The sequence below is a fragment of the Spirillospora sp. NPDC047418 genome (assembly GCF_040643275.1).
Classification (GTDB): domain Bacteria; phylum Actinomycetota; class Actinomycetes; order Streptosporangiales; family Streptosporangiaceae; genus Spirillospora.
Map to the genome: position 1 here is coordinate 1 of NZ_JBEYTW010000098.1, position 15,691 is coordinate 15,691.

Here is a 15,691-nt window from a genome sequence, read left to right on the forward strand (position 1 = left end):
GCGGGGGACCCCCGCGGCGCGTCCGTCCCCCCGGCCGCCCCGCCTCCGCTTGCCCGGGTCGGCGGCGAAGTCAGGGGCGGGGGTCGTCGTCGAAGTCGGGGACGTCGGCGGAGAGCAGGTGTTCCGCGGCGCCTTCGAGCATCTTGGCCGTCTCGGTGGAGCGGGGAAGCATCGTCATCTCGTAGGCGCGGACGGCCTCGTCGACGGTGGCGGCGTTGGCGATGGCGAGTGCCAGTTCGGCGGCGTCCAGCATGGCGAGGTTGACCCCGACTCCGAGCGGGGGCATGAGGTGGGCGGCGTCGCCGAGGAGGGTCACCGCCGGGTCGTGCTCCCACGTGTGCGGGACGGGCAGGGCGAAGATCGGACGGTCCACGTAGCGGCCGTCGTTGTCGCTGATCAGGCGGCGCAGGCGGGGCGACCAGCCGGCGTACTCGTCCAGTAGCCGGGCGCGGATGCGGTCGGTGTCGCCGAGGGTGAGGCCGGACCGGGCGATCCAGTCGGCCGGGACCCGCCGGATGATGTAGACGCGGATGTGGTCCCCGCCGTTGCGCTGGGCGAACATGCCGCGCTCGCCGTCGGCCGCGTGGGCGCCGCCCTGGCCGACCAGCTCCGCGATCTCGGGGTGCCGGTTCTCGACGTCGGAGAACCATGCCTCCAGGAAGCTCACCCCGCTGTACTCGGGGACGGCCGGGGACACGGCCGGACGCACCCGGGAGAAGGCCCCGTCGGCCCCGATGACCAGGTCGGTCTCGACGGTCGTGCCGTCGGCGAAGCTGAGCCGCCGCGGCCCGCCGGCGGTGCCGCCGACCGTGTCGAGGTGGCGGCCCCACCGCACCGTCCCCGGCTCCAGGGAGTCGAGCAGCAGGTTCCGCAGCCGACCGCGGTCGATCTCCGGCTTGACGAGTTCGTCCGGCTCCGGGACGTGGTGGGACCTGAGCGCGCCGGACGGGTCCAGCTGCCGCATCTCCTGCCCTTCCGGGCGGGCCAGTTCGAAGAACGCGTCGAGCAGGCCGGCTTCGCGCAGGGCGAGCTGGCCGTTGTCGGCGTGCAGGTCGAGGGTGCCGCCCTGGTCGCGTGCGCCGGGGCCCGGGTCGCGGTCGTGGACGGTGACCGCGATGCCGCGCCGCTGGAGGATGCGGGCGCAGGTCAGGCCGCCGGGGCCGGCGCCGATGACGCTGATGCGGGCGTGGTCGGGTGTCGGGAAGTTCATGATCGTTTCCTTCGGTCGGTGCGGAGGGGCATCGGGCGAGCGGGCCGAGCCACCGGCTCGAACGTGACCCGCCGCCACCAAGAAAAGCAGACTGAGTTAAAAAGTGCAACGAGTCAACTTAGTCACTGGTGCCACTATCGGATAGGCTCTCCTCATGACCACGCCCCCCACCGGCCGCCGCGAGCGCAAGAAGGCCGCCACCCGGCAGGCGATCGCCGACGCGGCGCTGCGGCTTTTCCTGGAACACGGCTACGACCAGGTGAGCATCCGCGACATCGCCGACGCCGCCGACGTGTCGACCACCACGGTGTTCAAGCACTTCACCGGCAAGGAAGCACTGGTGTTCGACCAGGACGAGGAGCGGGAGTCGGAACTGGTCGGCGCGGTGCGGGGGCGGCCCGCGGGGCAAAGCATCCTCGAAGCGCTCCGGCAGCACGTCCTCGCCACCTGGCTGCCGATCGCGGCGCATCCGCAGCGGGCCGAGTTCACCGACCTCGTGGAGTCCACGCCCGCGCTGCGCGCGTACTCGGAACGCATGTGGACCCGGCACGCCGACGTCCTCAGCGCCGCCATCGCGGACGAGGTCGGCGCCGAGCATGACGACCTCGCCTGCGCGGCCCTCGCCCGGTTCGTCCTGGAGATCCCGACCCTCGCCCGGGGCGGGCAGGATCGCCGGGCCGCCGTCGACACGGTCTTCGACATCCTCACCCGCGGCTGGCAACCGCCCCATACTGCGTAGGGGACGAGCAGAGGAGAGGCCATCGTGGCGACCACGGTCACCGATGACGGATTCACGTTGTGGTACGAGGTGAAGGGCGACGGCCCGGCCATCGTCTTCCCGTCGAGGATGCGCGCCGAGCACGGCGCCCTCGCGTCCGCGCTGGCGGCGAACGGGTACCGGGTGGTGCGCTACAAGCCCCGCCAGGTCGTCGGGGTGATGGAGCCGGAGGACGAGTCGAGCGGGCCGTGGGACCCGACGTCCTGGACGTGCTTCCCCACGGACGTCGAGATCGCCGACCTGCACGCCGTCGCGGACGCGGGGGGTGCGGGCGACTTCGTCCTCGCCGGGTACTCGGGCATGGCCGCGCTGGCGGGCTTCCTGGTGGGCGCCACCGATCGCGCGGTCGGCCTCATGATCGGCGGGTTCCCCCTGCTGTCCGGAGCGGACTACTGGCTCGGCTACGTCGAGGGCGCCCGCGCGGCCTTGCTGCAGGCCGGGCTCCAGAGCGAGGCGGACCTGCACCACCTGGGCATCCTGATGTACCGGGAGTGGGCGGCGCGCGACGATGCCGAGGTCCTGGCGGCCCTGAAGGGGCCGAAGATCCTCTGGTACGGGTCCGTGGACGGCGAACCCGAATGCCGGATGTACGACTACGTGGGCGGCAGCGCCATCGCGCGCCGTGTCCGCGACCGCGCCGGACGATTGCGCCAGGCGGGCTTCGAGGTCATCGAGTTCGAAGGGCTCGACCACATCGCCGGACTGGCCGAGGCGCGACTGGTCGCCCCGAAGCTGGCCGCCGCACTGGCCGCAGCGGGCTGGTGAACTCCGGGCGGGCCTTGGACGTCGGAGGTGGGTGACAAGTGCGCTGGTAGGATCTCGGGCGATGCGTGGGCGGTAGCGGTGACGCAGCCTGGTGGCCCGCCCCCGGCGTGATACGGCCGATGTTCGCTCGGCGCGGGATTCCGTCCGCCCGCACGTCCACAGTTAGGTTCCCCGGTGCTGCTCTCCCCTCTGGCCGACCGCCGACCGAAGGCCGGTGCGTTGCTTGCCGCCGCCAGGGGCAACTGGTTGTTCGTCGCGGTGCTGCTCGCGGGAGTGGTGCTGCGGGTCGTCACCATGCTGGGGTTCCGGGGCGTGCTGTGGTTCAACGACAGCTACGACTTCCTGCGGATCGCCGACGACCCGTTCCCGCATCCGCTGCGGCCGTCGGGTTACGGGCTGTTCCTGTGGGGGTTGAAGCCGTTCCACAGCCTGGCGCTGGTGACGCTGCTCCAGCACGCGGCGATCGTCGGGCTGGCGGCGGTCGGCTACCGGATGCTGGTCCGCGACTTCGAGGTGCGGCGGACGTGGGCGGCGCTGGCCGTCACGCCGATCCTGCTGGACTCCTACCAGATCGAACTCGAGCATCTGCTCCTGTCGGACACCTTGTTCACCGTGCTCATCTTCGGGGCGCTGCTGGTGCTGGCCAAGCCGGGGGCCGCCGGGTGGCGGCGCGCGGCGGTGGTGGGCGCGCTGCTGGGGGTCGCGGCCGTCACCCGGACGGTCGGCGTGCCGCTGTTCCTGATCGTCGTCCTGTATCTGCTGGTCCGGCGGACGAGGTGGCCCGCGTACCTGGCGCTCGCGGTGACGTTCCTGCTGCCGGTGGGCGCGTACGCGACGTGGTTCCAGCAGGAGCACGGCCGGTTCGGGATGACCGGGGTGGACGGCATCTTCCTGTGGGGACGGACGGCCGCGTTCGCCGACTGCGACGCGCACACGCCGCCGCCGGACCTGGCGAGCCTGTGCCCGTACGGGGCGAAGGAGAACCGGCCCGCGTCGTCCCACCAGATCTGGGAGGCCAACTCGCCGACCGGGTGGTCCAACGGGCGGGCGTTCGACGAGGAGACCAACGCGCGGGCGCAGCGGTTCGCGCTCTGGGCGATCCGGAACCAGCCCCTCGACTACGCGAAGGTCGTCTCCTACGACTTCTTCGTCCGGACGTTCTCCTGGCATCGGTCGCAGTACCCGACGGTCGGGACGGAGGCCAGGTACCACTTCCCGACGAAGCCGACCGCGCGGAAGCCCGACCTGCCGGTGCTCGGCGGCGGCGACCGGCGGACGGTCGTGTACGAGTACTCGCACGGCACCGGACGCACGCACATCGTCGACCCGTACGCCGGTGTGATGCGCGGCTACCAGGAGCGGGTGAGCGTGCCCGGAACGGTGCTCGGGGTCGTCCTGCTCGCCGGCGCGGCCGGGATCGTGCGGCGGCGGGCGCGGGCACGGACCGCGCTCTTCTGGACGGCCGGCGTCGCGCTGCTGGCCATCCCGCCGATCACGGTCGATTTCGACTACCGCTACATGCTGCCCGCCCTGCCGTTCGCCTGTTTCGCCGCCGCGATGGCCTGGGGCCGCCGCAGCCCGGCGGCCGTTCCCGGGGCGGAGCCGGAGTCGGCCGGGGAGGCGGAGCGGGCGGTGCAGCCGGCCGACGCCTGAGCCGACGGACGCCTGCCCCTTCCTCCCCTTGCATCCGTCCCCGCCTTACGTGAGACTTCCTCACATTCTTGTGCGGGAGGGCGCCGATGTCGCGGATCCGATGGGACGTCCTGCTGGGCGTCGTCGTGCTGGCGGACGTGCTGCACGTCTTCCTGCCGTCGCTGATCACACTGGTGGGCAAGGCGGGCGAGACCCCGGCCGAGGTCATGGGCGCGTACGCCCTGGTCTGGTTCGTGGCCGCGTTCCTGACCGTCCCGCTGGCCCGGTTCGTCCCGGGTTCGTGGCTCGCCGCCGGGGGCGGGGGCCTGCTGATCGCCGCCCGGCTGGTGCTGCAGGGCACGGACGGCGGTGACGCTCAGCTCTACGCGGCGAGCGCGGGCCTGCTCGGCGGGCTGGTGTGGCTGACCGCGACCGCGCTGACCGTCCGGGACGCGGCGCCGGTCATGACGGGTTTCGCGGCCGGGCTCGCGGCGGCGACGGCGCTGCACGCCGCGGTGGAGGGCATCGACCTGGTGTGGCGGGCGGGCGTCGTGCCCTGGCTGCCGCTCGTCGTCTACCTGGCGCTGTTCGCCTTCGCGCTGACCCGGCGCCCTTCTGACCGCCCAGAAACGCACGGCACCCCAGAAACGCACGGCACCCCGGAAGCTCCCGGCCCCCAGGAAGCTCCCGGCACGCCCCGGATCTGGCTGGCGGCGGGCCCGGCGTTCCTTCTGTGGGGCATGTACACGGGCAATGCGGCGCACGCGCAGGCCAGCGCGGGATGGTCCGCGGGCGTCGCGGCGGCCGTCGTCGCGGGGGCGGCGGCCCTGTCGGTGGCGGTCGCGGCCCGTCCCCGGTTCTGGACGCGGCACCCCCTCGTCCCGGCGGCCGGGCTCGTCCTGTCGGCGGTCGGGTTCGCCGCCGGGCGGGCCACGGTGGACGGCGTCCACGGCGTCTCCCCCGCCTGGACGGTCGGCGCCCAGGTGCTCGGGCAGTTCGCGCTCGCCGGATGCCTCGGCTGGGCGGCGTCCGTCCCGGCGCCGGCCTCGGGTCCCGACCGGCCCGGCAGGCGCGGGACGGCGATGGCGGGCGGCTGGCTGCTGTTCGTGGTGCTGATGTTCGCCTACTACTCCGCCTACGACCTCGGCACGCCCAACCGCTGGGTGCCGGTCCTCACGGCGTTCGGCGTGGCCCTGCCGGCCGTCCGCGCCCCGGCACCGCAGCGCGAGAACGGTCTCGGCCTGTGGGCGGCGGGCGCGGCGGTCGTCGCCGTGCTGGCGGTCGCGGCCGTGCCGCTGTGGCGCGACACCGGGCCGGACTGGCGGCCGGTCGACGACGGCGGGCTGCGCATCGCCGCCTACAACGTGCGCATGGGCTACGGCCTGGACGGGACGATGACCGTCACCGAGCAGGCCGACGTCCTGCGCGCCATGCGGCCGCACGTGGTCGTCCTCGGCGAGGTCGACCGGGCGTGGCTGCTGAACGGGGGCCGCGACTCGCTGCGGCTGATCTCCGCGCGGCTGGGGATGCGGGCGATCTGGGCACCGGCCGGGGACGAGGTGTGGGGCGACGCGCTGCTCACCGATCTGCCGGTCACGTCCGTCCGGAACACGCCGCTGGTGAAGGGCGGGCCGACCGGCGCGCAGGCCCTCTCGGTCGGGCTGCGCTGGCAGGGCCGCGACATCACGGTGATCGCCACGCACACGCAGCCGCCGGCGGACTGGTCGGACCTCGGGCAGGCCGAGCAGCTCGCCGGCCTGGTCCGTGCCGCCGGGAGGGACGGCCGCCAGGTCGTCCTCGCCGGTGACCTCAACCTGGAGCCGGACACCCGGCCGTGGCGCACGCTGACGGGCGCGGGGCTGACCGACGCGCTGGCCTCGTCCCGTCCGTTCGCGACGCCGGTGACGGGGTCGCGGCCGATCGACCACATCCTGGTCACGTCCGGCCTCGCGGGACACGACGCGACGAACGAGGACGTCTCCTCCTCCGACCACCCGGCGATCGCCGTGACACTCACCGCCAGATGAGTACATGAGCGGATATCGAGACTCCACGGCGACCCGCGATCATGGCCGGATGCGCCGCCTAGCGATCTTCCTGGTTCCCGTCCTGCTGGCCGCCGGCTGCGGGCAGGTCCCCTACCCCGGGGCGGGCGCGACGCCCGAGGCCCAGGCCACCGAGGACGCCGCCACCGCCAACGCGCGGACGGTCGCCGACCGCGCCGGCGACAAGCTCTACACCGCCCGGGTGTGGCCCGCCCGGGACCTGGCGCGCCGGGCGACGGACCTCGACGGCGTCGAGGTCATGCGCGTGGGGGGCACCTCGACCGCCGGGGCGGGGGTCGTCCTCGTCCTCCGGGTCTCGGGAACGGGCCCGGAACCCGGGCCGCACCCCCGCGAGTCCGTCACCGTGCAGCGCTGCTTCCAGATGCGGTTCTCCACGACGACGGAATGGCACGAGTACGAGACGCGTCTGGTGGATTGCCCGCCGGGGGCGCCGATGGACTTCGGGCCGTGGCCGAAGACGCCCGATATCCCGGAGAAGAAGCTGGAGAAGGCGCTGCCGCGCGTCCCGGCCGGGGGCAGGGCGGACGAGGCGAAGGTCCGGGCCGCGGTCGCGTCGCTGCGTCTCGACCCGGCGATCACCCGCGAGTTCAGGACCGAAGGGGACACCGTCGGCCTGGTGCTCAGGGTCAGGCCGTACCTGTCGGACGCGTTCGACTGCGTCCTCGCCCGCGTCGCGCCGGGACGGACGAGCGTGTGGTCACCGTCCCGGATCCAGCGCATGCCGGGCGAGGGAGGGTGCAGCGCCGCCAACGCCATCGACCCGATGCCACCGCCGCACTAAAGCCCGTCGAGGCGGGCGGCGGCGACCTTCTTCGGAACGACCATCCGCCACGCGTCGATGACCAGTTCCCGCATTTCGGGTTCGTCGAGCGCGGCCGTCCACGCGTGGACCCAGTTGAAGCGCAGATCGGATTCACGGGGGAGGTGGAACTTCTCCGGCTCGGAGGCCACCAGCGCTTCGCGCTCCTCCTTGGGGAAGGCGAAACCCATTACGGTCTCGTCCCGCGAGAAGGCGACATAGACGATGGAACCGACGCGGAACTTCACCCGGTCCCTGATGAGGTGCTCCGAGGTGCGGGGCAGGGTCCTCGCGAGCGCCCGCACCTGCTCGACCGTGATCACCATGTCCTCCTGTGGCCGCCCTGCCTCAAGCAAACCATTCCCCATCGCATGATCTTGATAGGTTTGCCCGCGTGAACGAACTGGTCCGCTGGCAGACCGAGCACGGCACCATCGTCGTGGAGAGCGACGACCGCGACCCCGGATTCCAGTCGGTGTCCCGCTCCGGGGAGATCTTCCGCGAGGCCGCGGGCAGGTTCGAGGACGCCTTCGAGAACGTCCGGGAGGCGGCCCAGTCGGCGCTCGCGGCGCTGCGCGGCGGCGACCTGAACCCCGACGCCGTCGAGCTGGAGTTCGGCGTCAAGCTCAACGCGGCGGCCGGGGCCGTCATCGCGAAGACTTCCGTCGAGGGCCATCTCAAGGTCAAGATGACGTGGGGGCAGCCGAGCGCGGGAGCCGGGGCCGGAGCCGCGGAGGAGGCGTAGCGGGCATCGTGGACGACTGGCAGTGGCGCGCCTGGGTCGGCCACCCGTCCGGCGGCAAGCTCGGCGCGGCGTTCCTCATCACCGGGAACCGGCTGCTGACCTGTGCCCACACCGTCCGGGGGCTGGACGAGGCGCGCGTCGGATTCCCGGGCCTGCTGGAGGACCTGCCCGCCAAGGTCGTCCGCTGCGGCGACTGGGAGCGCGAAGGCGACCCCGGCGACGTCGCCGTCCTCGAACTGGGCCGGCCCGTCCCCTACGCGCCGGCGCGGCTCGCCGACCCCGGCGACCTCCACGAGCACACCGTCACCGGCCGGACGTTCGCCGTCTGCGGCTTCCCCCGGCGGACCGACCAGAACGAGCGGCACGCGACCGTGACGACGTCCCCTCACCGGGGCATGCGGCGCGAATGGTGGGAGCTGAAGACCGGGCCGGGCGACTGGCTGGAAGAGGGCTACAGCGGATCGGCCGTGTACGACGCGGACACCGGCGAGGTCATCGGCATGGTGACGAACGCCGAGCTCCGGTACGGCGACCGCGCCGACCTCGGCTGGATGCTCCCGCTCCCGCACATCCGTACCTACTGGGAGGACCTGGACGACCTGCTGCCGCTGCGCTGGCTCACCCCGGACGCGCGCCGCGAGCTGCGCGAACTCCTGCGCGGCGTGCGCTTCACCGATCCGCTCGCCGCCGACCTCGAACGGATCACCGGGCGTCCGGCGTCCGGCGGGTTCCGGTCCGCGTGGGGGTCGGTGCGGTACGTCGCGGAGGGGTGGGCGGAGGAGCGGCTCGCCCGCTATGTCGCGGCGCTCGGCCCGCACCTGCCGGACGCGGCGCGCGGGCGGCTCACCACCTGGTCGGCCCGGCACCTGCGCGGCCCGGCACCGGCCCCGGCCCCGGCCGCGCGGCCGGAGCCCGCGTCGGTGATCGTCCGGCTGGAGCGGGTCACGTTCGGCAACGCCTTCGACATGTCCGTGCACACGTGGATCGACGGGGCGGCGGGCGCGTCCCGTCCCACCGAGCGGGTACCGGAGCGCGGCGTGCGCGCGGCGGTCGAGGCGGGCGTGGCCGCGCTGGCGCCCGCGCTGTTCGGCCGCGACTGGATGATCGAGTTCGCGGTGCCGGAGGGCTGGCTCGGCAAGCCGTTCGAGCAGTGGTACCTCGACCCGCGCAACCGGATCCCGATGCGCCGGTATCCGGTCGTGGTGCGGGACGTCGACCGGATGCGGCCCGACTCGTTCCGGCGCGACCAGGCCCACCACCGCTGGCGGCTGCTGACCGAGCGCGGCCGCAGCGACCCGCGCCCCATCGCCTGCGACGCGCCGCGCAAGGCCCGCGAGTTCGAGGAGTGGCTGGAGGCGAACGTCGACTTCTGCGTGCTCGTCTACGGGTCGCGTCCGGTCAAGGGCTGGCTGACGGCCGCGCTGAACAACGGCATCCCGGTCATGCTGTGGACGCGGACGCCCTGCGACGCGCCGTCCCACGACGACTGCCGCGGGCACCGCGTCCTGGACGACCTGACCGCCGCCGTCGGCGGCAAGCACCCGGTCGACCTGCCCCGGGTGGCGCTCGCCCTGCGCAAGGCCGCACTCGTCGCCCCCAAGGACGAGCCGCACTGCGGACGCGACCTGACGTTGCTGTGGGACGACCCGTCCCGGCTTCCCGACCCCCCGCTCGCCATGGAGGTATAGGTGCCCGACTGGCTGCTCTACACCGGGAGCCGTCGCCCGCACGACGGCATCGACCGGCTGCCGCCGCCGCCGCCCTGGCGCGCGTTCGACGGCGAGCCCGTGCTGCCGTCCCCGGGCGGTCCTTCCGGGAACGAGCATCAGGCGACCACGTACCGGCCGTCGGACGATGCGGTGCAGCAGGTCAACGCCGCGCTGTATCTGCGCCGGCCGCTGCTGGTGACGGGTCCGCCCGGTACCGGGAAATCGACGCTGGCCTACGCGGTGGCCCACGAACTCGGCCTCGGGTCCGTCCTGCACTGGCCCATCACCAGCCGGACCACGCTGCGCGACGGCCTCTACCAGTACGACCCGCTGACCCGGTTGTACGCGGCGGGACGCGACGACGCGCCGGCCGACGAGGACATCGGCCGTTACATCCGCCTCGGGCCGCTCGGAACGGCGCTCCTCCCGTACGGGCGGCCACGCGTGCTGCTGGTGGACGAGATCGACAAGAGCGACATCGACCTGCCCAACGACCTGCTCACCATCTTCGAGAAGGGCGAGTACGAACTGCCCGAACTGACCCGGCGCGCCGACCCGGACGCCGAGGTCATGACCGCCGACGGACCCGGTTCCCGGGTCACGGTGACGGCCGGGACCGTCCGCTGCAACGCCTTCCCCCTGGTCGTGATGACCAGCAACGGCGAACGCGAGTTCCCGCCCGCGTTCCTGCGCCGGTGCGTCACCGTGGAACTGCGGCAGCCGTCGGGGGAGGCCGAACTGTCGGCGATCGTGCGGGAGCATCTCGGGGCGCTGGCCGACCAGAGCGACGACCTCGTCCGCCGCTTCTTCGAGCGGTCGTCGTCGGGGACCTTGGCGACCGACCAGCTCCTCAACGCCGTCTACCTGTGCCGCCACGCCGACACCGAGGACCGCCGCGCCCTGGCCGACCGCATCATGCCCTACCTGACCGGCCCGATCGATGACGATTGACCGGCTGCGGGAGGCACTGTCGGCCATCGGGCCGCCGCCGGACGCGCGCGAGCTGAGCGAGATGCTGTGGCTCGCCTGCCACATCACGCCCGCCGAGCCCGCGCCCACCCCGCCGGTCCCGCCGGTCCCGCCGCGGGCCACGCCGGCCGCCCCGGAGGCCGGGCCGCCGCCGGCCCCGCGCGGGTCTTCGCCACCGCCGCCGGCGCGCGAGCCGCTGACCGGCCTCCAACCGCGTCCCGCGCCGGGCGCGGAACCGGTCGGCGAGGCGGCGGAGGTGCTCGTCCCGACGGCCCCGATGCTGGCGGACGCCCTGGGCGTGCAGCGTGCGCTCCGCCCGCTCAAGCGCCGCGTCCCGTCCCGGCACCGCCGTGAGCTGGACGAGGAGGCGACCGCCGCCCGCATCGCCGACACCCGCCGGTGGACGCCCGTCCTCGTCCCGTCGCCCGAACGGTGGCTCACCCTCAGCCTGGTCGTGGACACCGGGCCGACCATGCGGCTGTGGCGGCCCCTCGCCCGCGAGCTGGCGGAAACGCTGACCCGCCAGGGCGCGTTCCAGGACGTCCACGTCAGCTACCTGGACGAAACGGGCCGCATCACGCCGGCGCCCGAAGCCCCGCCCCAGGATCCGCGCACCCTCGTGGACGCGTCGGGCCGGCACGCCGTCCTCGTCCTGAGCGACTGCTCCGGCCCGCACTGGTGGAGCGGGCAGGCGCCGCGCGCCGTCCGGCACTGGGCGCAGGCCGGGCCGACCGCGATCCTGCAGCCCCTCACCGAGCGCCTCTGGCGGCGCACCGCCGCGCCCGCCGCACCCGGCCTCGCCGTCCTCCCCCGGCCCGGCGCCCCGAACACCGACCTGCGCTTCACCCCGTTCGACGGCGGGGCGATGCCCGGTGTGCCCGTCCCCGTCCTGGAGGTGGCGCCGCGCTGGTTCGCCGCCTGGGCCCGGCTGATCTCCGGCTCCGGCCCGCAGCCCGCCGCCGTCGCGACCCTGGCGGCCCGCCCGGCGGGCCCGGCGCCGCTGCGCCGCGAACGGGAACTGCCGGTCGCCGAACGCGTCCGCCGCTTCCTGGCCACGGCGTCCCCGCACGCCGCCGAACTCGCCGCGCACGTCGCGGTCTCCGTGCCGTCGCTGCCGGTGATGCGACTCATCCAGCACCGCATCCTCGGCGGCTCAGGGCCGGGGCAGCTCGCCGAAGTCCTGCTCAGCGGCCTGCTCCGCCCGGTCGGCGACGTCCGCTACGAGTTCGTGCCGGGCGCCCGCGAGGCCCTCCTCGACACCCTCCCACGCCCCGAGGCACTGCACACCCGCCACGTCCTCGAAGCCGTCTCCGCCGAGATCGAACGCCGTGCGGGCACCGCCACCGAGACCTTCCGCGCCCTCCTCCCCCGCGACGGCGGCCCGGTACGCCTCACCGCCGACACCGACCACTTCGCCCTGATCACCCCCCGAACCCGCACCCACCTCACGCCTACCTCCTCGCCGGGCCCCGACCTGCCGGCCATCCTCGGTGCTCCCATCGAAGGACTGCTCCGCGCCTGGGACGGCCCCCCGCGCGAGACGGTGATCGGCAGAGACGGCGGCGGCCCGGTCACGCTGGACGTTCTCCACAGCGACCCGGACCTCCCCCACGGCTTGATCGTCGGTCCGAAGCCCGCCCGCGACGCGATGCTGCGGACCGTCATCCTCAGCCTCGCCCTGACCCATTCACCCGACACCCTCAATTTTGTCTTCGTTGACTCCACACGGGGCGCCCCCTTCGCGGGACTGGATGGACTCCCCCATATCTCTGCCGCCGTGCGCTCCGACGCAACAGATTCAATGCAGCTCAGCTACCTGGTGCCGGCACTCGAAGACGAACGAATCCGCCGCACCACCGCCCTGGACCGCGCCGGCTTCGCCACTTGGGGCGAATACCAAGGTGCGATCGCCAATGGAGCGGCTCGCGAACCCCTGCCGGCCCTGGTCGTCGTGATCGACGACACCGGTCCTCTCTTGGAGTCGCGCCCCGATCTGCTGGACGCTCTGGCCTGGTTCTGCGAAACAGCGAGCCGGTTGGGCCTCAGATTCATCTTCTGCACACCGGACGACCCGCCAATGGCCGACTCCCTCGTCGGCCACATCGGCTGGAACGCCGGACCGCATGATGATACCGGCGCCTTCCTGCACATCTTCGGAGACCGAGCCCACCCTCGATTCGAACCTGCCCATGTGCCGCTCGACACCGTCCCGCCCATCATCGAGCAGATGCGCCAACGCGGCCCCAAGGCCGACAAGCTCCCCTGGCCGCAGGAATCGGGGCCGCATCCGGCCGACAGTGCCGCATCTCCCGCCATCCCCGAATTCGACGTGCTCAGACTGAACGGCGGCGGCCCGAGCGGCATGTTCGAGGAGACCTGGGAGCTCCCCGCTGCGGAACCGCGCAATCCCGCGATCGGTTATGACGCCGACAGCAACGTCCTGACGCTCTACCCCCTCGACTTCTCGTCCGGAATCCCGCACGGGTTGATCGTTGGCGCTCCCGAGGCGCGGCAGCGCATCGTCCGCGGCATCACGCTCGCGCTGGCCGCCGGCCACTCCCCCGCGACCCTGAACTTCGTCTTCGCGGGCCTCGGCGAACATCCGCTCGGCGAACCGCTCCCGCTGCCGCACGTCCGCCATTCCGAGGAAGAGCTGCTCGGACGGCCGGAGGCGCTCCAGCAGTTCGTGGACTTCCTGCTGCGCGAACTGAACGCCCGCACCGCCGCGCCGGCATCGGAAACGCCGCCCCGCCTGCTCGTCGTGGCGGACGTGTCACTGACGTTCCCGTCCAGCAGGCCCGAGATCGGTGAAACGCTGCTCTCGATGGCGCAGCGGGGCAGGGCTCTCGGCGTCCAGCTACTGCTCACGTCGACCAGCATCGAGAACACGACGATCTGGGACCGCTTCCTCCCGCTGCTCGGCTGGCGCATCGCCGCAGGCTCCCTCCCGCCCGCCGAACTCCAGCGCGTCCTCGGACGGGCGAGTCTCTCCTTCCCCGACCAGCGCACGGCCTACCTCCTCGCCGGGGGCGGCCCCCCTCGCCGGTTCACCGTGGCCGAGGAGCCCTCCGACCCCGCGGTGGAATCCTTCGTCCAGCAGACGCGCGACCACTGGCGGCGCGCCACGACCATCCCCGACACGGAGCCCGACCTGGCCGACCCGGAGCGGTCCCGTGCCGTGCTGATCGGCGTGTCCGACTACGGCTCGCTGCCGGACCTGCCCGCCGTCCGGAACAACCTGGTCGGGCTGAAGGACCTTCTGTCCGATCCGCTGGTGTGGGGGCTGCCGGCCCGCAACTTCGTCGTCCTGGAGCAACCGCATCACCAGAACGTCGTCCTGGACGCCGTCGAGCGCGCGGCACATGAGGCGGAGGACGCGCTGCTGATCTACTACTCGGGGCATGGTCTGCCCGGCGCGGACGGCGAACTCTTCCTGACCCTTCCCGGCTCCGTGCCGGGCAGCGAGAACACCATGCTCTCCTACGACCGGTTGCAGCAGGTGGTCAGCAACGCCGACCGCCCCCGTCACAAGGTAATGATCTTCGACGGCTGCTCCAGCGGTCCCGACGCGAGGAAGACCCGGCTCCGCAGGCCGTCCCCCGAGAGCGGCACGTTCGTGATGTCCTCGACATCCGACAGCGCCGCCGAGCACGTGGCATCGGACGGGGTCTTCACGCCCTTCACCGGCGAGCTGATCCACGTCCTTCGGGAAGGGATCGCCGGCGAGGCCGCCGCCCTCGACATGAGGACGATCCACAAGACGGTCGCAGGCCGGCTCTTCAACACGGATCTTCCGTCTGTGTCCCTCTCCTCCCGCAGGGAGGGTGCCGCCGTCCGCCTGTTCCGCAACCGCGCCCACGCGGTGGCGGGGACTCCTGAGCAGCCCCCCGCGGGGGTCGGCGCGGCGATCTGGGAAAGGCTCGCGGACGAGGCGAACTCGTCCAGGGGCGATGGCCTCGGTAACCACCACCTGGCGTTTTTCGGCCAGTACGGACCCGACATGGAGACGGTCGCGCGGCAGTACGGCACCCTCCTCGCGGATCTCGGCAAACTGCCGCACGGCGACGTCACCTCAATGTCCTGGAGGACGCTGGTCGGCCGCAGCCCGGCCGACGACGCGACGGAGGCCGGAGTACTACTCATTCCCGACATGGATGAAATGACCACATCGTCCGGTGGACCGATGGGCATCGCGGCCATGGAAGAGATCTCCAGGAGGATGTCCGGGCGGCAGAACCACCCGGTGATCATCATGTGCGGGGAGGCGACGCGGATGCGGACGCTCCTCGCACTCCTGCCTCCCGCGATCGCCGACCGCATCCACGTCCTCGCGCCGCCCGAGTGGGGCGCCGCTCCCCCGGAACTGCCCCGGCGCCTGCCGCGAAGCCGGGTCGCCACGGCCTGGCCCGAACGCCTCGCGATCGGTGTGGAGGACGGGACCGGCGCTCCGGTCGTACTGGATTTCGGTGAACTGCCGCACCTCATGGTGATCGGCGAACGGGGCTCCGGCAGGACCAGCCTGCTGCGCCTAGTCTTCGACGCGCTCAACGCCAGGGGCGAGGAACTGGTCGTCGTCGATCCGTCCGGCGAACTCAACGGCACGGACTTCGGCCACCCGGGGCCGCCCGGCGTTTCGTCCGCGACCTATCCCGCCACGTCGGCGCAGATCAGGTCTCTGGTCAACCGGCTGGCCGTGCGACTGGAGTCGGCACCCGGCGATGACGTGTACCTGATCGTCGACGATCACCACCTCCTCGATCCGATGGTGTTCCTCCGCCTCGAACAGCACATCGGCGGCGGTCGCCTGCACCTTGTCGTCGCCCGCACGGAGCCGACTCCCGGGAGCGTGGGCGATCCGCTGCTCGATCGATGGGGGCCGCATGCGTGGGCGACCCTCCGGATGGGCGGCCCCGGCCCCGACGAACGCGTGCCGGGACGAGGCGTGCTCATCAGGAACCACGACAGCCGCCTCATCCAGGTCGCCGCGGCGCTCTGACCGTATTGGATCAGGTGGTCCA

General features: G+C 72.9%; 11 protein-coding genes. 9 read left to right on the forward strand and 2 right to left on the reverse strand.

Annotated elements, in window-relative coordinates; all coding sequences use genetic code 11:
- Positions 1–70: 70 nt before the first annotated feature.
- Positions 71–1,210, reverse strand: a complete 1,140-nt coding sequence (locus ABZ806_RS37315) for an FAD-dependent oxidoreductase (RefSeq protein WP_500223003.1) — start codon at positions 1,208–1,210, stop codon at positions 71–73.
- Positions 1,211–1,364: 154 nt separating this feature from the next.
- On the opposite strand from ABZ806_RS37315, the gene ABZ806_RS37320 reads away from it, so the two are divergent.
- The 5 genes from ABZ806_RS37320 (at position 1,365) to ABZ806_RS37340 (ending at position 7,232) form a co-directional block, all read left to right on the forward strand.
- Positions 1,365–1,949, forward strand: coding sequence for a TetR/AcrR family transcriptional regulator (locus ABZ806_RS37320; RefSeq protein WP_500223005.1), 585 nt, complete (start codon positions 1,365–1,367; stop codon positions 1,947–1,949).
- A 24-nt stretch (positions 1,950–1,973) separates the two neighbouring features.
- Positions 1,974–2,753: an alpha/beta fold hydrolase gene (locus ABZ806_RS37325; RefSeq protein WP_500223007.1), complete on the forward strand. Its 780-nt coding sequence runs from the start codon at positions 1,974–1,976 to the stop codon at positions 2,751–2,753.
- 174 nt (positions 2,754–2,927) lie between these two features.
- Positions 2,928–4,406: a hypothetical protein gene (locus ABZ806_RS37330; protein WP_500223009.1), complete on the forward strand. Its 1,479-nt coding sequence runs from the start codon at positions 2,928–2,930 to the stop codon at positions 4,404–4,406.
- A gap of 86 nt (positions 4,407–4,492) precedes the next feature.
- A complete protein-coding gene (locus ABZ806_RS37335) occupies positions 4,493–6,412 on the forward strand; it encodes an endonuclease/exonuclease/phosphatase family protein (protein WP_500223012.1) in 1,920 nt (639 codons plus the stop codon).
- 4 nt (positions 6,413–6,416) lie between these two features.
- On the forward strand, positions 6,417–7,232 hold the full coding sequence (locus tag ABZ806_RS37340) for a hypothetical protein (protein WP_500223014.1): 816 nt from the start codon (positions 6,417–6,419) through the stop codon (positions 7,230–7,232).
- Here the strand turns inward: ABZ806_RS37340 and ABZ806_RS37345 are convergent.
- Positions 7,229–7,573, reverse strand: a complete 345-nt coding sequence (locus ABZ806_RS37345; RefSeq protein WP_500223016.1) for an MmcQ/YjbR family DNA-binding protein — start codon at positions 7,571–7,573, stop codon at positions 7,229–7,231. The genes ABZ806_RS37340 and ABZ806_RS37345 overlap by 4 nt on opposite strands.
- A 71-nt stretch (positions 7,574–7,644) precedes the next feature.
- Here ABZ806_RS37345 and ABZ806_RS37350 point away from each other — a divergent pair, with 71 nt between their 5' ends.
- The 4 genes from ABZ806_RS37350 to ABZ806_RS37365 are packed head-to-tail and all read left to right on the forward strand — an operon-like array spanning position 7,645 to position 15,669.
- Complete coding sequence (locus tag ABZ806_RS37350; protein ID WP_500223018.1) at positions 7,645–7,995, forward strand: CU044_2847 family protein; 351 nt, start codon at positions 7,645–7,647, stop codon at positions 7,993–7,995.
- A gap of 8 nt (positions 7,996–8,003) precedes the next feature.
- Positions 8,004–9,683: a VMAP-C domain-containing protein gene (locus tag ABZ806_RS37355; protein WP_500223020.1), complete on the forward strand. Its 1,680-nt coding sequence runs from the start codon at positions 8,004–8,006 to the stop codon at positions 9,681–9,683.
- Positions 9,684–10,655: an AAA family ATPase gene (locus tag ABZ806_RS37360; RefSeq protein WP_500223022.1), complete on the forward strand. Its 972-nt coding sequence runs from the start codon at positions 9,684–9,686 to the stop codon at positions 10,653–10,655.
- On the forward strand, positions 10,645–15,669 hold the full coding sequence (locus ABZ806_RS37365) for a caspase, EACC1-associated type (protein WP_500223024.1): 5,025 nt from the start codon (positions 10,645–10,647) through the stop codon (positions 15,667–15,669). Before ABZ806_RS37360 ends, ABZ806_RS37365 begins: the two co-directional genes overlap by 11 nt.
- Positions 15,670–15,691 lie beyond the last annotated feature (22 nt).